Source organism: Massilibacteroides vaginae (assembly GCF_900178525.1).
GTDB classification, from domain to species: domain Bacteria; phylum Bacteroidota; class Bacteroidia; order Bacteroidales; family Tannerellaceae; genus Massilibacteroides; species Massilibacteroides vaginae.
This window is the reverse complement of sequence record NZ_FXDJ01000008.1, coordinates 228,695-253,200: the sequence shown is the minus strand read 5'-3', so window position 1 is coordinate 253,200 and position 24,506 is coordinate 228,695. Positions and strand designations below refer to the sequence as shown.

15 protein-coding genes are annotated in these 24,506 nt (G+C 40.5%); 1 reads left to right on the top strand and 14 read right to left on the bottom strand.

The genetic code is table 11. The features are described 5' to 3' along the window. Position 1: 1 nt before the first annotated feature. The 11 genes from B9Y81_RS06410 to B9Y81_RS06360 all read right to left on the bottom strand — a co-directional run bounded on the left by B9Y81_RS06410 (position 2) and on the right by B9Y81_RS06360 (position 17,730). On the bottom strand, positions 2–1,372 hold the full coding sequence (locus B9Y81_RS06410; protein ID WP_085536547.1) for a nucleobase:cation symporter-2 family protein: 1,371 nt from the start codon (positions 1,370–1,372) through the stop codon (positions 2–4). Between the two features lie 330 nt (positions 1,373–1,702). Next, positions 1,703–5,497, bottom strand: a complete 3,795-nt coding sequence (locus B9Y81_RS06405; protein ID WP_139822899.1) for a glycine-rich domain-containing protein — start codon at positions 5,495–5,497, stop codon at positions 1,703–1,705. 24 nt (positions 5,498–5,521) lie between these two features. Then, on the bottom strand, positions 5,522–6,523 hold the full coding sequence (locus tag B9Y81_RS06400; RefSeq protein ID WP_085536174.1) for a fimbrillin family protein: 1,002 nt from the start codon (positions 6,521–6,523) through the stop codon (positions 5,522–5,524). A 316-nt stretch (positions 6,524–6,839) separates the two neighbouring features. Further along, entirely contained in the window at positions 6,840–7,775 is a 936-nt protein-coding gene (locus tag B9Y81_RS06395; RefSeq protein WP_085536173.1) for a fimbrillin family protein, read from the bottom strand. 52 nt (positions 7,776–7,827) lie between these two features. Next, positions 7,828–8,925 carry a DUF5119 domain-containing protein gene (locus tag B9Y81_RS06390; RefSeq protein WP_085536172.1) on the bottom strand — a complete coding sequence of 366 codons (1,098 nt, stop codon included), beginning with the start codon at positions 8,923–8,925 and terminating at the stop codon, positions 7,828–7,830. A 3-nt stretch (positions 8,926–8,928) separates the two neighbouring features. Continuing rightward, positions 8,929–9,657: a DUF3575 domain-containing protein gene (locus B9Y81_RS06385; RefSeq protein ID WP_085536171.1), complete on the bottom strand. Its 729-nt coding sequence runs from the start codon at positions 9,655–9,657 to the stop codon at positions 8,929–8,931. A 213-nt stretch (positions 9,658–9,870) separates the two neighbouring features. Then, on the bottom strand, positions 9,871–12,057 hold the full coding sequence (locus B9Y81_RS06380) for a glutamine synthetase III family protein (RefSeq protein ID WP_085536170.1): 2,187 nt from the start codon (positions 12,055–12,057) through the stop codon (positions 9,871–9,873). 19 nt (positions 12,058–12,076) lie between these two features. Continuing rightward, positions 12,077–13,111 carry an aspartate--ammonia ligase gene (gene asnA, locus B9Y81_RS06375; protein ID WP_085536169.1) on the bottom strand — a complete coding sequence of 345 codons (1,035 nt, stop codon included), beginning with the start codon at positions 13,109–13,111 and terminating at the stop codon, positions 12,077–12,079. 60 nt (positions 13,112–13,171) lie between these two features. Continuing rightward, positions 13,172–14,401, bottom strand: coding sequence for an LL-diaminopimelate aminotransferase (locus tag B9Y81_RS06370; protein WP_085536168.1), 1,230 nt, complete (start codon positions 14,399–14,401; stop codon positions 13,172–13,174). Between the two features lie 39 nt (positions 14,402–14,440). Then, positions 14,441–15,253 (bottom strand): diaminopimelate epimerase, encoded by an 813-nt coding sequence (gene dapF, locus B9Y81_RS06365; protein ID WP_085536167.1) that lies wholly within the window; start codon positions 15,251–15,253, stop codon positions 14,441–14,443. 545 nt (positions 15,254–15,798) lie between these two features. Beyond that, the gene (locus B9Y81_RS06360) at positions 15,799–17,730 is read right to left on the bottom strand and encodes an NAD(+) synthase (RefSeq protein WP_085536546.1); all 1,932 of its coding nucleotides are present in this window, start codon (positions 17,728–17,730) and stop codon (positions 15,799–15,801) included. Between the two features lie 169 nt (positions 17,731–17,899). Here B9Y81_RS06360 and B9Y81_RS06355 point away from each other — a divergent pair, with 169 nt between their 5' ends. Then, positions 17,900–20,065 carry a bifunctional alpha,alpha-trehalose-phosphate synthase (UDP-forming)/trehalose-phosphatase gene (locus tag B9Y81_RS06355; RefSeq protein WP_085536166.1) on the top strand — a complete coding sequence of 722 codons (2,166 nt, stop codon included), beginning with the start codon at positions 17,900–17,902 and terminating at the stop codon, positions 20,063–20,065. Here B9Y81_RS06355 and B9Y81_RS06350 read toward each other — a convergent pair. The 3 genes from B9Y81_RS06350 to B9Y81_RS06340 are packed head-to-tail and all read right to left on the bottom strand — an operon-like array spanning position 20,062 to position 24,454. Next, positions 20,062–21,855, bottom strand: a complete 1,794-nt coding sequence (locus B9Y81_RS06350; RefSeq protein WP_085536545.1) for a glycoside hydrolase family 15 protein — start codon at positions 21,853–21,855, stop codon at positions 20,062–20,064. The genes B9Y81_RS06355 and B9Y81_RS06350 overlap by 4 nt on opposite strands. Positions 21,856–21,902: 47 nt before the next feature. Continuing rightward, complete coding sequence (locus B9Y81_RS06345) at positions 21,903–22,406, bottom strand: NUDIX hydrolase (RefSeq protein WP_085536165.1); 504 nt, start codon at positions 22,404–22,406, stop codon at positions 21,903–21,905. 5 nt (positions 22,407–22,411) lie between these two features. After that, positions 22,412–24,454, bottom strand: a complete 2,043-nt coding sequence (locus B9Y81_RS06340; protein WP_085536164.1) for a DNA topoisomerase 3 — start codon at positions 24,452–24,454, stop codon at positions 22,412–22,414. Positions 24,455–24,506: the final 52 nt, after the last annotated feature.

Genomic DNA, 24,506 nt, shown 5'->3' with positions numbered 1-24,506 from the left:
TTTATGCTACTTTATCTTCTTTAACCTGTATAAAAATATTTGCAAGGATAGCAGCCAGTCCGCCTGTTGTAATGCCGGAAGCAAAAAGCCCTTTCACAAACTCGGGGGCAGTATCCAAAATACCCGGCATTAATTCAACTCCTAATCCCAGCGACAAACTTACCGCCAATACCAATGTAGCCTTGCGGTTGATTTCCTGTGAAGCAATAATGCGTATTCCGGCTGCGGCAACAGTTCCAAACATCAACAAAGTAGCACCTCCTAAAACCGGGTCCGGCATCATCGAGAAAACCACTCCTACAACCGGAAATAAGCCCAGCAGCACTAACATTCCTGCAATATAATAACCAACATAACGGCTTGCAACTCCGGTTAATTGAATAATTCCATTGTTCTGTGCAAAAATAGAGGTTGGAAACGAATTAAAGACACCTGCAATAATTGAATTAAAACCATCAGCTAAAACTCCACCTGATACGCGTTTAACATAGGTTTCACCCTCAATAGGTTTTCCTGAAATCATCGAATTAGCCGTAACATCACCGGTGGCCTCGATAGCAGTGATTAAATAAACCAATCCAATTGCCAGAAACGAAGAAAAGCTGAAATCAAGTCCATATTTAAAAGGAACCGGAACAGTAAATCCGCCCAGATTCTGAGATGAAGCAGCTGTCATATCCACCATTCCCAAAGCAAAAGCAAGTCCATATCCCAAAACAAGCCCTAAAACAATCGAACTCATTCTCAGATATTTATTTTTACTCCTGTTAAAAAACAGTACACTAAATAAAACAGTAGCAGCAATACCTATATTTTTCAAACTCCCAAACGTACCGTTTTCCATAGCACCATAACCACCTCCGCAAGAAACGATACCAACCTTAACCAAACTAAGCCCGATTAGCAACACTACAATTCCGGAAACCAACGGTGTTATAATAGTACGCATGTATTTAAACGTACGACTAATAATCATTTCAAATGGAGCAGCAGCAATACAAACACCAAATATTAGAGGAAGCCCACCGGCAAGTCCTGCCGTAATAATCGGACCGATAAAAGAAAAACTCGTTCCCTGAATACAAAGAAGTCCGCACCCCATCGGGCCAACACGCTTACACTGTATAAAAGTAGAGATACCGGATATAAACAAAGCCATAGACACTAAAAAGCTTGTTGTTTCCAAATCCAGCCCTAAAGCCCCGGCTATAATAAGAGGAGGAGTGATAATAGCCACAAAAATGGCTAAAAGATGTTGTAGAGCGGCAAAAAAAGCATCTTTAAATGGCGGACGATCATCAATACCATAAATCAAATCCGTTTGTTGAACAGGTTGAAAATCATCCACCATTTCCAAATTGTCATTTTTCATGCCCATAGTGTTTATCTTTTGTTATTTTGAGTTCTAAAGTCCGATACAACCCGATCAGTTCTACCGTATTTTTAAATAAACCGCAAAATTAGCAAAAAAAGTTTCTCAAAGCGACTTGTAGCAGTTTTTATTACACAACACAATGCCTCTCCCAAAATACATCCTTTATCTTTTTATACATATCCTTTATTTTTTCAAAAATAAAGGATATTTTTCGGAAAATATCCTTTATGTATTTTTGTGTTGAAAATCAGGTTTGTTAAGAATAATTATTAACAAAACAAACAAGCAATAACACCAAAAAGGGGTTGTTGCTTGTTTTGCGATTGGTTAACGATAGATGACTTTGGTCATTTTTTCTTTTTTTCCGGTTGTTAGTTTGATGATGTATATTCCCGGCATTAGTGATACGGGGGTTGCTGTAAGGGTGTTGGCTGCGAATTTATGGGCTGGTGATACCATGCGTCCTTGTAAATCATAAATGATGAATTGTCCGGCTTCTGTGTTTTGGTTGTTTACGTAAACTGTTTGGTTGTTTACATATACAGAGATACCATTCAAGGTTGTTTCTATGGTGTCTTTAGCCGGATTTGAGGTTATCTTAAAGCGTTCTGTTGTTTTTATACCCGGAACGGCTGTAAATTCGTAGGTAACACTATCGGTCAAAAGAAGGTCTGTTGCTATTCCTGTTTCAAGGTCAATTAAAAACAGTGAATCATATTGCAGACTTAAATTTTTTGTTTCAAAAAGAAGTTTGTAGATTGTATCTTTTTCTCCTGCATGAAAACCAAAACATGTACCTTCAATGCTATCCGTAGAGCTCACCTGATAGTTTTCTCCTTTCCCTGTTATATAGAATTGCGCGTTAACAGCAGATGAAAACAGTTTAAATCCATCCCAACCGTTATCGAAGCCGGTTGTGCAATGTGACTCTTCGAATAACCAAGCCTGATCTGTGTAATGGTTACTTACAAGTGTGGCTTTCAGATAGGTTTTATTTACGGCTGATCTTAAAGAATTTGTATTTTTAACAACCGCCGAATAGTCGAAACTCAAGGTTCTGTCGATTTCTGATCCTTCTCCTTTTAGTACGCGCACTAAAAAACCTTGCATAGAAGGTATATTTATCCCCATGGTTGTTGCTTGGTGTTGGGGCACGGCTGTATAGCTTCCTCCTAATCCGCTATTGCGTACGCCTTCTGTCCACTCGGCATAGCTTCCTGTATTGTAGAGGTATATCGTTGAATCCAAAGCACTACCGAAAGACATCTTGTTTATGTCAATCGCGGCGGAATAAGGATTGGAGAAGATATGTTGGCCTTTATAGTAGGAATTGTTTGTTACAGACAGCACTTTCGAGAAACGTTCTTTTACCAATGTACCGCTTATACTGTATTTCTTAGGCTGGGGCTGCGTTATTTCGTATCCTGCAAAAGGGGCCATAGCGGAACTTCCATTTAATGCATTCCACTGAGAACCGGGGGTTGTAGTTGCCTTTACTTCGTCGTATTCGCGAACATAAGCACCGGAAAATGTCGGAGCAGCGGCACTTAGGTTTGTAACCGGAATACCGAAATATTGCCATTTCATTTTATTGTCCGAAGCAGCCTCATTCTCTATCCATGCTTTCGACCACATCTCTACCGTAGCTAACGGGGCTGTGGTGTTGGGTATTATTAACGATCCGTTTGGCATTCCGTCAGACGCTTGAATCAAGATTTTGTTTTCATCGTTCGTGTCGATATTTCCGGTTATCGTTAATGATGTTTCCGGTGCAATGATTAGTTTTTTATCTGTTTTATTGATGTAATCTTTTATCGTTACTTCAGGCTCGGTAGTTTCTAAATCTCTTTGAGCTTCTTTTCCACTGTTTTCTAAGGTTGCAAATTCAACGTCTTCCATCGGGAATGGCACTCTTAGTTTAGTCCAGTTGTCGATTACAAACCACTGACTTGAAGTATAACCCAACCAGTAATTTTTATCACTGCCTTGTACTGTGATTATATCAGAATAAAAAGGTCCGGGCATTGCACAGCCTATATCGGGTATTAACTCGCACATTACCTTATCACCTTCTTTTAGGGTTGAAGAGGTATACGTTATCAGTTTTTTATCTGCACTAACCACCAAACCGTTTACATACCATTTGTAGGTAGGATCCAAACCGGCAAATTCGGTTGAAGCTAAAAATGTATTCTTTTTACCGACTAAAGGGATTTCGGGTGTTGATATCAGTTTAATTTTTGGTACGAATGAAGTTCCAATCTGAACTTCAACATTGGCTGTAATAACCGCAAACTCTCCCGAATCAATTTCCCTTAATGAGATATCATCTAATCCGATCTGAAAATCTTCACTCATTGTTTCATGGAGGTTCAAACTAATCTCAGCAGATGTATTTGTGCCCGAGTTCCAGTTGTACACAAATCCGGTCCAACCATGGCAGGTTTTTGATGATTCTTTGGAAAAAACAGCTCCTATATTCTTGCCTGCAATCTGCGCCTGTATCTTAAGATTTTGAGGAATAGGGGTCTGGGCGTATTGCATGGACTGCATCCAATAAGTGAACTGATAGTTCGTGTTTGGCTTTAGGTTATTAACTGTTTGTTTCCACAGGGTACGCCCTGTTTTAGGGGTTCCACGTAAGCTAATATAGTTGCCAATGCCTGATGTATGGTCGTCGCATCCGGAAAATCCCCATACTATTGGTTTTGTTCCAACATAATATTCTCCGTTTTGCGAATGTGGCGTTTCACGATAATTTGATGTAAACCCACTGTTTCCGCGTTCAAAGTCACCATTAATAATCAGATTTTGTCCTGCGGTGCCTGTAGCCAACCTACTTGCTGTTACCGTATATGTTCCGGCGTTCGCCTCTGTGGCCGGGCGAATAAATCCGGCAGTTGCCGATGTAAAACCATTGGGCCCTGTCCAATACCAAAACACATCGCCTCCCATATGATTAGATGCCTCCAGGTCTATATGGTTAGTACCATTAGCACAATAACTCCTCAATCCGGTGATGGAGATGCTCTGCCCTTTGGGATATACGAACAGATGAAATTCCGTAGACTGATTGCTGAGAAAGTTTCCTCTTGAATAAGTAATAATTGTTTCTCCGACAGAAAGTCCTTTCACTAATCCGGTAGAATCTACCGTAGCGATTTCTACAAGCGAACTTCTCCACTCTCCTCCGGAAAAAGGAGGGGTCAACTGGATTGTTTCACCAACCTCCATGTAGGGAGTTCCCTTGATTTCTTCCATTACCTGCTGCTCTTTGATACGTATATGTCCATTGGCTCCTTTCCCTCCGATGGCCGTGTGCCAAAACTCATCAAAACCACCGCCGCCACCGCCGCCCGAATAAACAACTCCTCTGTTTGGATTTATTGTGTTTATACCGGGATTTCCGGTTCCTGTCGTATTCCGGCCGGCTCCCCCGGCACCTGGAATTCCACAATAACAACTTCCGGCGCTTCCGGCATTTATACCATCTGCATTATAGCCTTCATGCGTTCGCCCCCCGGCACCACCTCCGGCTCCCGAATAGTTAGTGCCTGCATCAGCTCCTTTTCCGCCTGTATGGATTACAGTTCCTTTAGACCCGATATAACCACCTCCGTCTCCACCTCTGCTTCCTCCATGAATCAATCTGCGAAAAGTAGCTCCTCGTCCTCCATCGGCTACAACAAGCTCTTCGCCATTCGCATTCCGAACAATCGTTTTTTGTCCCGGCTGTCCTTCACCGCCATCATTGTTGTAAGGACTGATACCCCCGGCACCTCCGGCACCCACTATTACATATAAGGTTTGTCCCGGAGTAACTTTTATCACACTATGGGAGTGAGCACCGCCGCCACCACCGGCTCCCGGAGCAGGCGTTTCCAGTTGCATACCGATGGCAGCACTTCCGCCGCCACCGCCGCCCCAACATTCTACTACCAGTTCGGTTACACCGTTTGGCACAGTATAGGTGAACGATCCGGGGGTTACATAGTCTACTATGTTTATAGCCTGTCCCGCTACGGAAGTTATCCCCACTATACCAAAAAGAGGAATAAGCAGTAAACGTATAATTCGGTTTAGCTGAAACCTATTCTGTATGAAGTTCTGTATTTTCATCATCTTTTCCATTTTCAATGAAGCCTATTATGCAATAGGAGTTAATGATTCCGGATCGCCCGTTCCGGGATCTACTAATAATAAAATCTCAGTTCCGGCAGCATTGTAGGTGATCTGGAAATTAAGTTCCTTTCCCGGCAACCAGGTTGTAGCTCCGAGATAAAATGTTTTTGAATAAGTTCTTTCTGTACCACCTGAAATTTCAGAAACAGATAATGTAAGCGATGTTTCTGTTGTGATTTCCTGTGGAATCATGTATATGGCTTTTTCCGATATTGTTTGCATAGTGGTTGTCAATACAATATCTTTTAATCCGTGATTATTTTTAGTAGCAGCAACAATACGCCGATCGTTGTAGTTGCCCCATACAATGTCTAACGAACCGGATATGTTTTCGACTCCGGCTGTAGCTTCTGTATATATATTGTTGAGTAAAATTGAGTTGATCTTTACCGTTGAAGTATATCCGGCAGCCACACGGGCACTAAATGTTATTTTGGAGGTTATGTGTTTAAACGCTATATCAACAACGTTTGTTCCATTTTCAATATCCGTATTATATCCAAAGAGAAGGTCTTCGTGATTATTTATGTCATCAGGCAAATGGTATTTTAAAACAGGTGTTTCGGAAGATATCGGAAAATAAAAGTCGTTACGACTGTCTGCCGCAACCAACAGATAGGGTGCAAAGGCAAAGAAGGAGTGATATCCGGTAGGGTGGAAGTAGTGCGGCGGACTATAAGTCCATGTTCCCGAGGAGTTGTTTACCACCGTTGCGTTCATAAATAAGGGGAATGCAGGAGTACGCTCAGCTGCCCATTTCTTTGTTCCGGTATAATAGCCATACACCAACATATCCGGTATAGGGTTGCCTGAATCTCCGGTATAATCGAATCCACGGGTAGTAGTCCACACGGCTTCTTTTGCGCCGAAACTAAGTAAAGTGGAATTTGTATCACCTTCGTTGGATACCTTGTTACATGAAATGACGGATAGGGCAGTCCATACTATTAATAATAAACGTTTCATTCCTTTGGTTGGTCTTATTTCTATTGAATTATTCTTTGTATTGTTTATTAAAACAATCTATACCTATATTTTTTTCCGGATAACCTTTCTTTTTCTTTTTCTACAGTTGTAGAAAATATTTTCTATAACTGTGGTAAAGTTTTTCCACAGCTGTCAAACTGTTTTTCTATATATATGGAAAAAGAGAAATATACTATATAAATGAAATTAAGTACTATTATAAAAGAATTAAGTACTAATTAAAATATTTTTAGATCAAGAGTTTTCGAAAGAGCGTAATTGGTATAGTACGCTCTTTCGAAATAGATTTCAGGGATTAGGGTTGTTCAACAGGTACGTTAGCAGAATCCCAGTTTGCTGCCACTGAGGAACTGAATTCTATTGCTTCACCGAATACAGGGCCATCTGTAGGGCTATCAGCATTCTGATCAATTGTGAAAACAATAGTATAATGCGTATTACGTTTAAATTTATCGGCTGCAATATTGCCTGTTACTACTCTATATGCCTTCAAGTCTCCGCTCCAATATTCTACGCCATTGTGATTAATAACTACATTGTTTAATTGAAGAGTCGTTCCGGTTGATATTTGAGGTATGAACATATAAGTCTTTGCTCCTGTATATGTAGCGGTATCTTTTTCCGCTGTCAAATCAACTATAGGAGTAGTTGTTAGCTTGCCGGTTCCTTTTTTATAGGGAACACCCAACGTTGCAGAAGCAAAAGTAATGCTATAACCGGCATCTTTCAACTCTTGTTTTAAATCAGCTTCGATTGTTATTTTAGTTAACATGTGATTGAAGGATAATGCAACCGGTGTAGATGCTCCACCAGATGTAGCGCCCCTAACCGGGGTTGCAATTGTGAAATCTTCATCAGCATTTGTAGGAACCGTATAGGTAAAGGCCAAAGAGTCTGCGATTGCAGAGCTTACAACTGCTCCACCGGGGTATGGGGCAAATGCATAGAAATTAACGGTAGCTCCTCCGGTAGGCCAATATTGCAAGGGAGAATATGTATCGTCTGCTCCTGAAACCTTGATATTGTTCATAAACCATACGTCTGTTGCGTTTGAACGGATAGCATAAACAGCATAATCATCTGTATTGTCGTTTGCTGCTTTCGTTACCCGGTCATTCAGGTTGCTGAAGCTGATTGCATTCGCTTCATTTGTATTCTCTAAAATATCATTCTGTGAGCAGCTTGTTAAAACAAAGGCACATGCTACAAAGCCTAACATTACTTTTTTCATTTTTGAAATTTTTGAAGTGTTAATTAATTCAAGTTCTATTCTAAATTGTTTGTTATAAAGGGATAGGAACAATGATTGTATCCCAATCAATAAGGTCGGATGTTATTCCGGAGCCTCCTTCGTTATTATTTCCGCCTTCCGGTATTACGTCCGGAAGCCATACTTCGGGAAATGATAGCTGATTGATATCCAAATCTATTGTCACTACACCGTTTTCGTTTATTGCTATTTTTAATGCTTTTGTTACATCTAAAGAAAAGCTGACAATTGTGCGTTCCTTATCCACAAGCTGAAATGCAAGGTCAAGCTGTATTTTGTCCGCGTTTTCTTCAATTTCGTTCCGGTTTCCCGGTATTCCGAATGAGGTGATAACTGTCGATATAGTACCTTCCGTTTTCGATCCGCTATTATACGATCTGTTATTCAGCATGAACTGGGTGGTTACCGGTGTCGATGTGTTCTTGTCCATCCCTAAAAGATAACCACCAGCCATGTGTTTTAATTCTGTTAAGGCCGGCATACGTGCATTGTTCAGACCGGCAACATGTACTGTTATATTGACTGTAGCTATTTTCAGCACAGGCCATAATTGAACCTGCAAAGCAGACTCTTCATCTGCGGCTTTCCCAATACCCTGCGTTTGATTTATCGCATGCTTGCGCCACAGTTCAACGTCATCTTCATTAACTGTAACCGTTGTTTTAGCTACGGCAAGCCTTCCGGGCTGCTCCACGATCGACTCACCACCCGATTTGCTCTGTGTGTCATAAACGGCAGAAGCTGTTGTAGCGTATGCTTCTAATGTGGACAGGTTTTCGTATCCCCGAATGCGAACATAATCTATCTGGTCGCGTTTTTCGTTAAAGCTGATTATGGAGTAAGTACCGACCGGCAGGTATATTTCCGTATAGGCGGAAGCTCCTGCGTTTTCGAAAAAAGTTTCTAAAAATAAGTCACCATCTTCTTTATAGACCAATACGGTGACATTTTGAGGTATAATATTGGCCCGTTCCCAATATATTGTAACAGGAATTTTAGCTCCATCGGGTGTTTTTATTTCCTCTTCCAAAAAACGTCGTTCACAACTCAAAAAGTTTAGTACCATTGTCATAAGTAGCATTAACCTTATATAGCGCATTCCTTTTTTCATTTTTTATTTGCCTCGCTTTTTCCTAAAGTGAGGATACCACACCAACGATATTTTTGCCCTGACAGGGCCTATCCAGGTATAATTGCCGGGGTATTGCTTAATTAGATGCCATTCCTTATTTTCATCCTGAATTGCGTTATAATGACGGTAGCGTGTTTTGAGATAACCAACACCCAAAGAAAACTCCATATTTAAATTTCGAGACAACGGAGCCGCATATCCTGCTGTTATACCGGTTGCAATAAAGAATTCGCCCTGATATCCCTTTTTATCCCATTCAACATCATACAATCCGCCGCCACCGAAAAGGCCGGTAAACCAGCCGGTCATTGGGTTGTGAGCGATTAGTGAGGCATCTTGTTTCCCATAGTTTGGTTTAAACCAATAACGAGCTTCAATATTTCCGGAGAGTACCTGCAAAGCACGCTGTTTGCTTTTCGATACCCACCATGGAAATATCCATTCGCCAGCCACCGACCAACGAGAACCAACAGGAATTTCGGCTTCAATATTTATAATTGTAGCCAAATCAAAAAGCAAATTGGTCTTTAACGCAAAAGGACGTATGAAATGAAATTGGTTATCATTTGGAGACAAATTAGCCGGTTTGTTAGACGGGTACTTATTTTGATGAATTAAGATTTCATCATTTTGCTCCTTGTTGTATCCGGAAGAATGATCAGGGAAAATAACAAGGAACGTAGTAATCAGTAAAATAAAGTTCAAATTCATACCTTTTTAGGCATATTTTTTTAAAAACACTAAATTCTAAAGGATAAATAAAAGTTCTAAAAAATGTATTCTGCAAATAGCGCGACAAATATAGGGATAAAATATTGATTAATATCTTTTTCCTGTTATATCATAAAGAAAGAGAAGCTACTATCACAGTAACTCCTCCTCGTAAACACTAAACAATCAACAAAAACGATCGTCTGAATAAGACTATCTGATAAATAATAATTCTCTGTATTTAGGTAGAGTCCAAAGTTCATTATCTACAATCAACTCCAGCTTATCAATATGGTAACGGATTTCTTCAAGCATCGGAGTGATTTTATCGTGGTATCCGATTGCTTTTTCCCGTTCCGATTCTATTCTATTCAGCTGTTTGCGGGTATTAACCATTTCGTCAACTTTCTCCTTGATAAAAATCGTATGTCCGGCAATGTCTTCGATTAGTTCTAAATTCTTAACGGATAGATTTTTTGCTTTTTCCGTGGGAAATAAATCACGCATCTTGTAAACATTGTCGATCAATGAACTTTGGTATTTTGTGGCAACGGGTACTATATGGTTCATCGCCAGATCTCCTAACACACGGGCTTCAATCTGGATTTTCTTGGTGTAGGTTTCCCATTTAACTTCATTACGGGCTTCCAGTTCTTTTTCCGTCATAACGCCTGTTGCTTCAAACATTTTTACTGTGCTTTCTTTCAGGTAGGCATCGAAAATAACAGGTACACTTGTTTCGCAATCCAAGCCACGGCGACGTGCTTCTGCTTTCCATTCATCGCAGTATCCGTTGCCATCAAAATGAATTGCTTTGGATTCTTTAATGTCTTTACGCAGGGTTTCGAGAATTGCGGTGTACTTGTCTTTTCCTTCAGCTATTTTAGCATCTACTTCTGTTTTAAATTCCTGTAATTGTTCTGCAACAGCAGCATTCAACGCTAACATGGCAGAGGCACAGTTGGCTTGTGATCCTACGGCACGGAACTCAAAACGGTTTCCCGTGAAGGCAAAAGCTGATGTTCGGTTACGATCCGTATTGTCAACCAAAATTTCCGGAATACGCCCGATGTTTAACTTTACGCCCTGCTTAGCGGAAATTGTAAGATCTTCTAAAGAACTATTTTCCAGTTTTTCAAGTATCGCTGAAACCTGAGAACCAAGGAAACTTGAAATAATGGCCGGAGGGGCTTCATTTGCTCCTAAACGATGTGCGTTGGTAGCACTTGATATACTCGCCTTAAGCAAAGCATTATGTTTGTGTACGGCCTTTAAAACATTGACAACAAATGTAATAAATCGAAGATTCTCTTCCGGTGTTTTCCCCGGCGCCATTAACAAAACCCCTGTATCTGTTCCTAATGACCAGTTGTTATGTTTCCCCGATCCGTTAACTCCCTTGAATGGCTTTTCGTGTAAAAGAACGCGGAAACCATGTCTGCGTGAGATTTTACGCATCAGTGCCATCAGTAAAAGATTATGATCGTTTGCCAGGTTGCATTCTTCAAAGATCGGGGCTAACTCGAACTGATTTGGCGCAACTTCATTGTGTCTTGTTTTTAAAGGAATACCTAATTTCAACGCCTCTATTTCCAGATCCTTCATGAATTCAAGAACACGGGTGGGGATAGCTCCGAAATAATGATCTTCCAATTGTTGGTTTTTACTGCTTTCGTGTCCCATCAACGTGCGCCCTGTAAGTAACAAATCCGGACGAGCAGCATACAAACCTTCGTCAATCAGGAAATATTCTTGTTCCCAGCCAAGATACGAGTAAACCTTCTTTACATCTTTATTAAAATAATGGCAAACATCTACAGCCGCTTTGTTAATAGCTTCCAATGCCTTTATCAGCGGGGCTTTGTAGTCAAGAGGTTCACCTGTATATGAGATGAAAATTGTAGGAATACACAAGGTGTCACCTATAATAAATGCCGGCGATGAAGGATCCCAAGCAGTGTATCCACGTGCTTCAAATGTGTTTCTGATACCGCCGTTCGGAAAACTGGAGGCATCTGGTTCTTGCTGAACAAGCAATTTGCCGGAAAACTCTTCAATCATTCCACCTTTGCCATCATGTTCAACAAAAGCATCGTGTTTTTCGGCTGTTGCGTCTGTTAAAGGATGAAACCAATGTGTGTAATGTGTCGCGCCCATTTCTGAAGCCCATTTTCTTAGTGCTTCTGCTACCGTATCCGCGGTAGTACGATCCAATGTAGCTCCGTTATCAATTACGTCTACTATTTTAGCATAGGCCTTTTCCGGCAAATATTTATACATTTTAGAACGGTTGAATACTTTGGATGCAAAATATTCGGAAGGACGTTCGGAAGGTAAGGCAACTTCTACTGCTTTTTTCTTAAAGGCAGTTTCTACTACTCTGAATCTTAACTTTGACATAATGATTGTATGTTGCTGTTTATAGTATAAAAATATTGTGCTGTTTGCATCGTTCAACCTGTTCTACAGGCCATACGGAGGCTTGCACTTCGCCGATGTGCGCTTTTTTAAGAAAGAACATACACAAACGGCTTTGTCCGATTCCTCCTCCGATTGAAAGAGGCAGCTTTCCGTCGATAAGCGCTTTGTGAAATTCCAGTTCAGCCCGTTCTTCGCAACCTCTTATTTTTAACTGCCGAATCAGTGCTTCTTTATCTACTCGAATACCCATGGACGAGATTTCGAACGAACATTGCAACACTTCATTCCACAAAATGATATCGCCGTTTAAACCTTTGAAACCATCCGAATTCACACTACTCCAGTCATCATAATCGGGAGCGCGCCCGTCATGTATCTCTCCATGACTTAATTCACCACCGATGCCGATAATAAAGATGGCTCCGAATTTTTCAGCAGCTTTATCCTCACGTTCTCGTGGAGTCAGATCCGGATAAGTTAAGTAAAGTTCTTCCGAATGGATAAATGTGATGTCATCCGGAAGTGAAGGAGTGATGTGCGGATAAAGTGCATAAACTGATTCTTCAATTTCTTTCAACAACTTGTATATTTGACGAACAGTCTTTTTTAAATAATCCAGATTCTGGTTTTCCAACTTTATTGTTCGTTCCCAGTCCCATTGATCAACATAAAGAGAATGGAGGTTGTCCAGCTCTTCATCACTTCTGATCGCGTTCATATCGGTGTACAAACCATACCCTGCCGGGATTCTGTACGCGCCTAATTTCATACGTTTCCATTTTGCTAACGAGTGAACCACTTCCGCCGGACGATCACCCATGCATTTGATAGGAAAAGTAACTGCGCGTTCAACACCGTTCAGATCATCATTGATACCTGTTCCTTTTAAAACGAATAGGGGAGCAGTAACACGACGCAGATTAAGTGTTTTTGATAATTTTTCCTGAAAACTTGCTTTTAGGAATTGAATAGCCTGTTCTGTTGTTTCAGGCATAAGTGTTTGCTTATAGTCTTGTGGAATAATAAAAGCCATACTTGTAGTTATTTAAATGTTTTTTTTAATGATTGCTTATTGTAAGTTGGTAAAGACACGTTATAACATCCACTTCTTTAATCTGGCCATGGCTTCTAACGTATCGTCCCGGTTGCCAAAGGCGGTGAGTCGTAAATAACCTTCACCGCTGGGACCAAATCCTACTCCCGGAGTTCCTACTATATAAACTTCATAGAGTAGCTTTTCAAAAAACTTCCAGGAGGTAAGTCCTTTTGGTGTTTTAATCCATAAATAAGGAGCGTCTTCACCACCAAAAGCATTCAGCCCACATTTCAGGATACCCTCTTTCATAATTCGGGCATTTGTCATGTAATAGTCTATAATCTCCCGCACTTGCTTTTTTCCTTCCGGCGAATAAACGGCTTCAGCTCCGCGTTGAGTGATATAGCTGGCTCCGTTAAACTTGGTGCATTGTCGTCTGTTCCAAAGCTTGTTCAACAAAACCCGTTCGCCGTCTAATGTGAATCCGTTCAGCTCTTTAGGAACTACGGTATATCCGCACCGCATACCTGTAAATCCGGCGGTTTTAGAAAAGCTTCGAAATTCTATCGCCACTTTTTTGGCACCTTTGATTTCGTAAATGGAGTGGGGGATCTCCGGGTTTTGGATGTATGCTTCGTAAGCCGCATCATACATAATCAGCACATCATTGGCCAACGCGTAGTTTACCCATTTTTTCAACTCGTCTTTACTTAATGTTGTGCCGGTTGGGTTGTTTGGATAACAGAGATAGAGAATATCTACTCTTCGACCCGGAAGATCGGGAATGAATCCGTTTTCCGCTACACAGGGTATGTATACCACATTGCTCCATTTTCCACTATCCAACACGCCGGCCCGGCCACTCATTACATTTGAATCGATGTAAACCGGATAAACCGGATCGGTTACTCCGATGCTATTATCGTGTCTTAAAATATCTCCTATATTTCCGGTGTCACTCTTGGCACCGTCACTTATAAAAATTTCACTCTGCTCCAGCGTTATGCCTCTGGGCGCGTAATCGTTCTTAATAATCGCGTCTATTAAAAAAGAGTAACCTTGCTCAGGACCATATCCATGAAACGTGCTTTTACTCGTCATTTCATCTACTGCTTTATGCATCGCGTCTACAACAGCAGGTGGCAATGGCTGGGTTACATCACCAATCCCTAAACGTATTATTTTTTCTTTCGGATGAGTAACCTTAAAACTGTTTACTTTTTTCGCTATATCCGAGAATAAATAATTGTTTGGTAACTTCAGAAAATGTTCATTGATCAATGCCATACTCTTTATTCGTTTTGTTGTTGTGTTGTTGTTGTGATTTTAAACCTCAATGCTTCCCTCAAAAACTGTGACAGCCTCGCCCGTCATGTATACTTTGTTTGCTAAAAGTCTGTTCCATTGAATGGTAAGGGCTCCGCCATCCATCAATACTTTTAGTTTATTCGTCGTTTTCTGTTTGATGATACTTGCTACTGCGGCAGCGCAAGCACCTGTTCCACACGCAAGCGTGATTCCGGAACCCCTTTCCCATACACGCATCTTAACTTCATTGGGGCTGTGAACCTGCACAAACTCAACGTTTGTTCTGTCTGGAAAGGCTGGATGTTTTTCTAGTAAGGAGCCTATCGTTTTCAAATCCACTTTATCCACATCATCCACAAAAATTACAAAGTGAGGGTTGCCCATTGAAATTACAGTTCCACTATATTCTTTGTTATTAATGCTAAGTGTTAAGTTTTCTTTTTCGATAACCGGGCTTCCCATATCTACCGTAACATCGCTTACTTTATTGCCTTCTACATTTAATTCCAGTTCTTTTACTCCGGATAATGTTTCGAGCGTAATGTTTTTCTCATTGGTCAACCCATACTCATATACATATTTTCCTATACATCTGGAAGCATTGCCACACATCATCGCTTCGGAACCATCTGTGTTAAAGATGCGCATACTGAAATCCGCGATATCCGACCGGTCAATTAAAACCAGGCCATCCGCTCCGATTCCGATGTGTGGAGCACTCCACTTGATGGCTAAATCTTCAGGATGTTCAAGCGGATAGAGTGACGTATTTACATATATATAGTCATTTCCGGCTCCATGCATCTTGGTGAACTCAATCAGCTTTGTCATTTTGTTTGAATTTACAGAATGTTATAATCTTTTTGTCTATCGACGACGCAAATGTATGTCGTTTTGATATAAATAAAACAATAAAAGTGGTTTATTGTTTAAATAAAATGAGTTGTTGTGATAATTTGTTTTATTCTGCCTTTTCCTTATTACAATCTAAAACTGTATTGTTTTTTTCAGGTGTAATATTGTAAGTTTCTTCTTTTTTGAAAAGCGATTTAAAGCAAGGGTTGCATAAACACGGTTGGCAGATAGGTATGAATCTTCCTTTATAAAGGAGTTTATAATATTTATAAAGGATATTTTCCTTTTTCTATATATATAGAAAAACTTTACCACAGATATAGAAAAGTTTTTCCACAGATATAGAAAAAGGAAAATAAAGGTTATTAAAAAAGAAACAAAGGATGTACCACTCCGCATAAAGTAAATAAGGAGCAATTACAACATGAAGACAATAAAAAATCACCCTGATCTTTTAGAGCGATGCTCAAGACCGGGGTGATTTCGATATGTTTTTATAGAAATAAAAGCTATTGTTAAGGCTAAACTATCAGCTCCTCGACTTCTTTCAACCAGATAGCTGCACTTGCGTCACTTGGCATACGCCAGTCTCCGCGTGGAGAAAAACTAACGGAACCCACCTTTGGTCCATCCGGCAAACAGCTCCGTTTAAATTGTTGGGCAAAGAAACGGCGAAAGAAAGTATGCAGCCATTTTTTTAATGTGGCATTGTCGTATTTATCTTTAAACGCGCTTTGAGCCAGATAATATATCCGTGCAGGTGTAGCACCGAAACGAAGTGTATGATAAATGAAAAAGTCATGCAGTTCGTAAGGTCCTACCAGATCTTCCGTTATCTGTGTAATGTTTCCGTTGCTATCGGCAGGGATCAACTCCGGACTAATCGGGGTGTCGGTAATATCGAGCAGAATATCTCTTGAGGCGTTATCCATCTTATTACGTGCAACCCATTCAACCAGATGCTTCACTAATGTTTTGGGAATACTGTTATTCACGCCATACATCGACATGTGGTCGCCATTATAGGTTGCCCAGCCAAGTGCCAACTCTGACAAATCGCCTGTGCCAATCACTAAACCGTTTTCCTTATTGGCAACATTCATTAGTATTTGTGTACGTTCGCGGGCCTGCGTGTTTTCATACGTTACGTCATGTATGGAGGGATCATGACCGATATCAGCGAAGTGTTGAAGGCAGGCTTTTTGGATTGATATTTCTCTGAAAGTAACGCCCAGCGAATGTATCAAACCAACCGCGTTGGTGTATGTTCTGTCTGTAGTGCCAAATCCGGGCATTGTAATACCAATAATCCGTTTGCGTGGAATATGCAGTAAATCAAAAGCCATAACGGTAATAAGCAAAGCAAGTGTAGAATCCAGTCCTCCGGATATTCCAATTACCGCCGAGTTTGATTTTGTATGATCATAGCGTTTCGCTAATCCGTGCACCTGTATGTTCAGAATTTCCTCACAACGTTCTTTCAACTCGTCACCAAAAGGAATAAAAGGGTAGGGATCAACAAAACGGGTAAGTTGCATAGGGCAGGGGAGCTGCTTCGTTTCGAATGGAATCCGGCGGATTTCTTTTTCGGTGCATTGCAGACCTTTCATAAAGCTTGTATCCACCATGCGGTCGTTTTGCAGATTGGCAATATCAATCTCACTAACCACTAATTGCTCCTCTAAGCAAAAACGTTCGGAAGATTTGAGTAGGGTGCCATTTTCCGCGATAATCGCATTGCCCGAAAATACAAGATCCGTGCTCGACTCTCCAAATCCGGCCGACGAATATACATATCCCGCAATACAACGGGCCGATTGTTGTTTTATCAATGATTGTCTGTACCGATGTTTCCCTATCAACTCATTGCTTGCCGAAAGATTAAAAATCAGATTCGCTCCATGCATACAAAGATCGGAACTGGGCGGAATGGGAACCCATAAGTCTTCGCATATTTCTATTCCGATTGTGATGTCGTTATCAGAAAACAGCAACTGTTTGCCGAACGGATACCGGGCTCCGGCAATCGTTATTTCGTTTCCATAAATCTCGTTTCCGGAAGAAAACCAGCGTTGTTCTTGAAACTCTTTGTAATTGGGGATAAATGTTTTAGGCACTACACCCAGAATCTTTCCTTGCTGAAAAACAACAGCCGCGTTTACTAATCGATTCTCTATACGCAACGGCATCCCTACGATAGAAAGGATAGACAAACCAGATGTTTTTTCCACCAATTGGATTAGCGCCTTTTCGGCATTATTCAATAAAGTTTGCTGAGAGAAAATATCCATACACGTATATCCTGTAACGGATAATTCCGGGAAACAGATAAATTGCACATGCTGAGCGTCTGCTTTATGTATAAGACCTTCTATTTGATGTATATTAAAGAAGCAATCGGCAACTTTTAATCGGGGAATCGCGGCTGCAACTTTTACAAATCCTAAGTTCATTGTATTCTGTTTTTTATATAATGCAAAAATAAGAGAAAAAGAGTATTTATAACGATATAACCTGATACAAAACATATAAATTGAAGACTTAATAGCCTAAAAACGAGCGTTTTTTTGTATATTTGAGAAATATGCCCATTATGATTAATCTATTTTTAGAATTTTACCTATGAAATTATTTATTATTTCAAACAGACTTCCAGTAAAAGCAACCAGAACAAATGGTGATTTTTCTTTTATTCCGAGTGAAGGAGGATTAGCAACAGGATTAGCCTCTCTCGATTTAGAAACCGAAATACATTGGGTGGGATGGCCAGGTCTATACATTGAAGATGAAAACGAAAAACCGCAGGTTGTGGAGTATTTAAGCCAACATAATTATCATCCTGTTTTTCTTTCGGAAGATCAGGTGGAAGAATATTATGAAGGCTATAGCAACAGCACAATATGGCCGCTTTGTCATTATTTCTTTTCCTTCATAAAATATGAAAATTCCTATTGGAAATCTTATCAGGAAGTAAACCAGTTATTTGCGGAAACAACTTTCCCCTTATTGGAAGATGATGATATTGTTTGGGTTCAGGATTATCATTTAATGTTACTGCCTCAATTAATCAGAACACAGAATAAGTTTGTCAATATTGGGTATTTTCATCATATACCGTTCCCGTCTTACGAACTTTTCCGTGTTTTACCGGAGCGGGCCGAGCTTTTAAATGGATTATTGGGTGCTGATTTAATCGGTTTTCATACGCATGACTACATGCGGCATTTTGTAAGCGCGACAGAACGGGTGTTAGATACACATTTCCATCTTGATCAGGTAAAACATGAAAACAGAATGGTTTATGTGGAGACTTTTCCGATGGGTATTAATTATGAATTATATAGTAATGCCATCTTAAATCCGAACATACAACAGAAAGCGAAGGAATTAAAGGAAACATTCGGAAATTCCAAACTTATTATTTCTGTGGACCGGCTGGATTACAGCAAAGGTATTTTGCACCGTTTGGAAGGGTTCTATCGTTTTCTTGAAAGTAATCCGGAATATAGAGAAAATGTTTCGCTTGCCATGATTATTGTTCCATCAAGAGCAAACGTAGAAGAGTACTCCAGTCTTAAAATCAGTATTGATGAAATGATCGGACGGATCAATGGTCAATATTCAACAATCAACTGGACACCGGTATATTACTTCTACCATTCGTTCGACTTTGAAGAACTGATAGCCATGTATAGCATCGCTGATATTGCATTGGTTACCCCTTTAAGAGATGGGATGAACCTTGTTGCCAAAGAATACATCGCGGTTAAAAGAGATAGTCCGGGTGTGTTGATCTTAAGCGAAATGGCCGGAGCCTCAATCGAGCTAAGCGAATCGATCATAGTTAATCCGAATGACACGGAAGAGATCTCGCGTGCTATATTGGCTGCGCTTAATATGCCCGTACAAGAACAGCTGGATTCTTTGAAAACCATGCAAAAGAAAATAAGCAAGCAAAATGTGAATAGATGGGCCGCCGGATTTGTCAAAGAACTTTCTGAAATCAAGATACGAAACATCAAACTTCATAAAAAGAGGATAGGGGAATCAAAAACCGATTGGATCAAGCAAGCGTATGCCTCTTCAGAAAAAAGGTTGTTTATCTTAGATTACGACGGCACACTTGTCGGCTTCAAACGAAAACCGGAAGATGCGGTTCCTACCGATGAACTAATCGCTACTCTGCAACTTCTTTGCGATGATCCTTCTAACCATGTTGTGATCAATAGCGGGCGCGACCGCGACACATTAGAAAAATGGTTAGGCCACTTACCATTGTCGCTCGCTGCTGAACACGGTGCTTTCTATAAAGAAGGAGGAAAATGGGTTGAGAATATAATTGACATGACGTTTGATGAAGAGATAATAAATATCCTTCAGCTTTTTGTAGACAAAACACTCCACTCTAAGCTTGAAGTAAAAAACACAGCGCTGGTTTGGCATTATCGAAATGTGGATAGCTGGTTTGCGTCCTTAAGAGAGCAACAGTTGGTAAATGCTTTGATTGAACCATGTGCCCGACTTAATTTACAGATTCTACGTGGCAATAAAGTAGTAGAAATAAAATCACCGCAAAACACGAAGGGTAGTGAAACCCAACGATTACTTGCTCAGCGTGATTATGATTTTATTCTGGCTATGGGGGATGACATTACAGACGAAGATATATTCCGCGCCTTACCTGCAAACGCATTTACCATTAAAGTAGGATCAGTATCGGAAATTGCCCGTTTCTTCTTAAACTCGCAAACAGAAACAATACCATTCCTTCGCCGTATAGCTGATTAAGGGCGGATAAATTTGGAATAACTTTTTTCTTCACCAAATAGCATAGCCGTATTAATAAGTGCTAAGTGCGAATAAGCCTGTGGAAAATTCCCTAATTGAGATTTGGTGTTAAAGTCCAGATCTTCACTAAAAAGGCCCAGATGATTTGCGTAAGACAGTAATTGTTCAAACAATTCCTCCGCTTCTTTCTTTCTTCCAGTCACATGCAGCGCCCTTACCATCCAAAAGGTACATATTGTAAACGCAGAAGATGGTATGCCGAAATCGTCAGTATTATTATATCTGAACATAAGTCCGTTATACATCAATCTATCGTATATGGCGTCTACCGTTTTAATATATCTGGGATCATTCGGTTCAATAAACCCATATACTTCCATTAAGAGCAATGAAGAATCGAGTTCTAAATTACAGTATGTTTGTGAAAAGAATCCTGCCTCCTCTTTCCAACCGTTGGTAAGTACGTCTTTTCTGATTTCATTTGCTTCTTTTTCCCATTTGTCTGCCAGTTCGTCCTGATTTAGCAGGCGAGCTATGCTTACAGCACGATCAAAAGCAACCCAACACATGATTTTAGATAGAACAAAATGCTTTTCTTCCCCTCGTATTTCCCAAATGCCTTTATCCGGTTTATACCAATCTTGCCTTACAGTACGAATAATGTTCTTTACCACCTGAAACATATCCTCTATTTGGGCCAGCGTGCCTTTAAAATGAAAATAATATTGGTATATAACATTCATTAAATAGCCAAACGAATCGTTTTGTTTCTGTCTGTAAGCATCATTTCCGATGCGAACAGGAGGCGAATTTTTATAGCCACTTAAGTGAGACAGTTCGGTTTCTGTCAGAACACGCTCTCCGCGAATGCCGTACATGATCTGGAATTTATCAGACTTTGAGATTAATATCTTGCTTAGAAAAGAAATAAATCGTTCAGCCGCGCTTTTATGTCCTACATTGATAAGTGTTTCTATCGACATGGATGCATCCCGAAGCCAGCAGAAACGATAATCCCAATTACGTACTTCTCCGATTGATTCCGGCAAGCTGGTGGTTAATGCGGCAAGCACTGCACCTGTTGGCTGATAAGACATAAGCTTAAGAACCAACATGCTTCTTTCCATCATCGAATTGTATCGGGTGTATTTTTTCGAACGGTTAACCCAGTTTATCCAGTAAACCCGCGTACGTTGAAATTCCAGATCAACCCGATCCAGATCAATGGGGATTAATTTCTGGTTGTACGACACCAAAAGAAACTCGTCATCCGTCAAAAGTATTTCTTCGCTGGATATGATCTTGTTGTAATCCAGACTGGAGTATAGAAAAATAGTATCGTATTTCTCCGAGATGCTGAACGATTTAATATACTCGGAAGTTATTTCATGCCTCATTTTATGGCGGGCATAATCCAATGCCGGCTTATATTGTATCCTGAATCGTGGTTTACCTCTTTTTAATCTAATCATTCGATACAGTTCAGGTGGAAGATAATAATCAAAATCCAGCATCTTGTAGCGAGGCATAAAGTCGATCACTTCAAAACTGCCTTCTTCGGATTCAAATAAGGTGGATAAAATATTGGTGTGTTCAATATAGTTCTGACTGATCATATAGTTATCGTCAACCAGAAAACTAAAACTACCTCCTTTATCTTTGTCTAAAAGCTTTCCGAATACGGAAGGAGAATCAAAATCCGGCATGCAAAGCCAATCTACACTTCCTCTTTCAGAGATCAATGCACCTGTTCTACAGTTTCCTACAGCTCCATAATTAAATTGTTTCATCATCGCCCTTAAGTTTATAACCATTAATGGCGAATCTAAAAAATATATTATTTACTCGCAAAAAATAAGCGTATAAACTCAGTTTCAAAATTCGGAGTGAAGAGTCCTTTTCCTAATCCGGCTTTAACTTCTTCCATTGTCCAGAAGCGTCCGCCATCCAATTCTGTTGTGTCCGGATGTATCTCTCCACAGTAAATTGTACGGAATGTATTGACCAATTCTCTTTCGATGTTCGATTCAAAAACATAGTTAGTCAGGTAGATGGGTGTGAAGTCTGTAATTCCTAACTCTTCGCGAACTTCCCTTTTCAATGCCTCTTCCACTGTTTCTCCATAATCAACATGTCCACCTACCGAAGTATCCCATTTGCCGGGCTGAATATCTTTTGTCATCGACCTCTTTTGCAAAAAGATATCCCCGGCATCGTTAAATATATGCAAGTGCACCACAGGATGTAAAAGTTTACTTCCACTATGACATTCCCGGCGACTTGCTTTGCCTATTGTCTCGCCGGATTCGTTAACCAATGGGAACCACTCCGTTTTTTGCATGTGCTTTATTTCATGTTTTTGATTAGTTCTTTTAACTGTTCATCAGTCAGGCCTTCGCCATAAGTAGCATAGTCCAGACGGAATGTGCAGCCTTCTTTATAGGCCGAGCAACCGTATGCCGTTTTTCCTCTTAACAGACTTCCTTTCTTACAGACTGGACAAACGAGTTTATCGGTTTTTGTGTCTTCTTTTTTAGCACGAGGTTTGCGGGGTTTCTTTTCCTTTGTTTTTTTCTCTTCCGTTTTTACAGCTTCCTCAATGGTAATAGCCCGGCTACTTTGGTCGCACAGAACGTGTTGTACAATTTCACTGACCATCTGCTTTAATTCTTCGAGAAAAAGTCTGGCTTCATATTGTCCTTTTTCAATCTGTCGAAGTTTTTTCTCCCAAAGCCCTGTCAGTTCGGCACTTTTCAGTAACTCTTCCTTAATGGTTTCAATCAGTTCTTTTCCGGTAGCAGTGGGAAGCAAATTCTTTCGCTCTTTGCGGATATAGTTGCGTTTGAACAATGTTTCAATGATGGCCGCACGGGTAGAAGGGCGCCCTATGCCGTTTTCCTTTAATGCGTCACGCAATTCGTCGTTGTCGACCAATTTCCCTGCCGTCTCCATTGCCCGAAGCAAGGTGGCCTCGGAGTAAGGTTTCGGGGGTTGCGTCCATGATTCGCCTAAAACCGGTTCGTGCGGACCGCTTTCGCCTACTTCAAAAGCAGGCAATACACCGGCATCTTCTTCCGTTTCCGGTGCGTCGGGGTCTTTTTGTTCAGCACCAAACACAACACGCCAACCGGGATTGATAATTTGCTTTCCGCTAACCTTAAAATCTACTTTGTCTACTTTTCCGAGAACTGTTGTTGTTGAAATATCACAGTCCGGATAAAACGCGGCAATGAAACGTCGTGTCACCAGATCATACACTTTCCGTTCATTCTCGTTCAAATTACGAGCGGGAACTCCGGTAGGAATAATCGCATGGTGATCCGTAATCTTTGCATTGTCAAACACCTTCTTGTTTTTGGGGATCTTGGCTCCGGCCAATACACGCGTTAACTCTTCATATCCTTCAAGCCCTTTTAGTATAGTTGGCACCTTCGGATAAATATCCTCACTTAAATAAGTGGTATCAACACGGGGATAAGTAGTTACTTTTTTCTCGTAAAGTAATTGGATCAGTTTTAACGTTTCATCGGCAGTGAAGGCAAATTTTTTATTGCATTCTACCTGAAGAGAAGTCAAATCGAATAATCGGGGAGAGCCTTCCTTCCCTTTTTTTTGCGATACATCGGTTACGGTAAAATCAGCTTGTCGCGCGATTTCCAGAAATGCTTCACCCTCTTCTTTATTCAGAAATTTTCCTTTTGTGGCCGAAAACTTAGTATTTCTGTAAATTGTTTTCAGTTCCCAGAAAGGTTCCGGCGTAAAGTTATCTATTTCATTTTGTCGGTTTACGATCAATGCCAATGTTGGTGTTTGTACCCGTCCGATTGAAAGTACCTGCTTGTTTTGTCCATATTTTAATGTATACAAACGGGTAGCATTCATACCCAGCAGCCAGTCGCCAATAGCGCGTGAAAGTCCGGCTTCATACAAAGGCGCGAATTCAGACTGTTCCTTCAATTTGGAGAATCCTTCCCGAATAGCATCTTCCGTTAAAGAAGATATCCACAAGCGATAAACCGGACATTTACATCCGGCCTTTTGCATTACCCAACGTTGAATTAATTCACCTTCCTGCCCGGCATCACCGCAGTTAATCACCACTTCCGCGTTTTTCATCAGGCTTTCAATCACGTTGAATTGCTCAATGTATGACGGACTGTCGATCAACTTTATGCCAAAACGGGGAGGAATCATAGGTAATGAAGTAAGACTCCATTGCCGCCAACCGGGTGTATATTCGTGAGGCTCTTTAAGCGTACATAAATGTCCAAAAGTCCACGTCACCTGATAGCCATTTCCTTCCAAATAGCCCTTTTTCCTTGTTTTAGCGCCAAGAATATCAGCTATTTCACGTGCCACGCTGGGCTTTTCGGCAATACATACTTTCATCTTCTCTTATTTATTGGCAAAAGTAAAACATCCTGCCGTGATAACAAAACCA

Coding starts and splice junctions, on each gene's coding strand:
- B9Y81_RS06410 (WP_085536547.1), bottom strand. CDS start 1,372: ATGAAAAATGACAATTTGGAAATGGTGGATGATTTTCAACCTGTTCAA.
- B9Y81_RS06405 (WP_139822899.1), bottom strand. CDS start 5,497: ATGATGAAAATACAGAACTTCATACAGAATAGGTTTCAGCTAAACCGA.
- B9Y81_RS06400 (WP_085536174.1), bottom strand. CDS start 6,523: ATGAAACGTTTATTATTAATAGTATGGACTGCCCTATCCGTCATTTCA.
- B9Y81_RS06395 (WP_085536173.1), bottom strand. CDS start 7,775: ATGAAAAAAGTAATGTTAGGCTTTGTAGCATGTGCCTTTGTTTTAACA.
- B9Y81_RS06390 (WP_085536172.1), bottom strand. CDS start 8,925: ATGAAAAAAGGAATGCGCTATATAAGGTTAATGCTACTTATGACAATG.
- B9Y81_RS06385 (WP_085536171.1), bottom strand. CDS start 9,657: ATGAATTTGAACTTTATTTTACTGATTACTACGTTCCTTGTTATTTTC.
- B9Y81_RS06380 (WP_085536170.1), bottom strand. CDS start 12,057: ATGTCAAAGTTAAGATTCAGAGTAGTAGAAACTGCCTTTAAGAAAAAA.
- asnA (WP_085536169.1), bottom strand. CDS start 13,111: ATGGCTTTTATTATTCCACAAGACTATAAGCAAACACTTATGCCTGAA.
- B9Y81_RS06370 (WP_085536168.1), bottom strand. CDS start 14,401: ATGGCATTGATCAATGAACATTTTCTGAAGTTACCAAACAATTATTTA.
- dapF (WP_085536167.1), bottom strand. CDS start 15,253: ATGACAAAGCTGATTGAGTTCACCAAGATGCATGGAGCCGGAAATGAC.
- B9Y81_RS06360 (WP_085536546.1), bottom strand. CDS start 17,730: ATGAACTTAGGATTTGTAAAAGTTGCAGCCGCGATTCCCCGATTAAAA.
- B9Y81_RS06355 (WP_085536166.1), top strand. CDS start 17,900: ATGAAATTATTTATTATTTCAAACAGACTTCCAGTAAAAGCAACCAGA.
- B9Y81_RS06350 (WP_085536545.1), bottom strand. CDS start 21,855: ATGAAACAATTTAATTATGGAGCTGTAGGAAACTGTAGAACAGGTGCA.
- B9Y81_RS06345 (WP_085536165.1), bottom strand. CDS start 22,406: ATGCAAAAAACGGAGTGGTTCCCATTGGTTAACGAATCCGGCGAGACA.
- B9Y81_RS06340 (WP_085536164.1), bottom strand. CDS start 24,454: ATGAAAGTATGTATTGCCGAAAAGCCCAGCGTGGCACGTGAAATAGCT.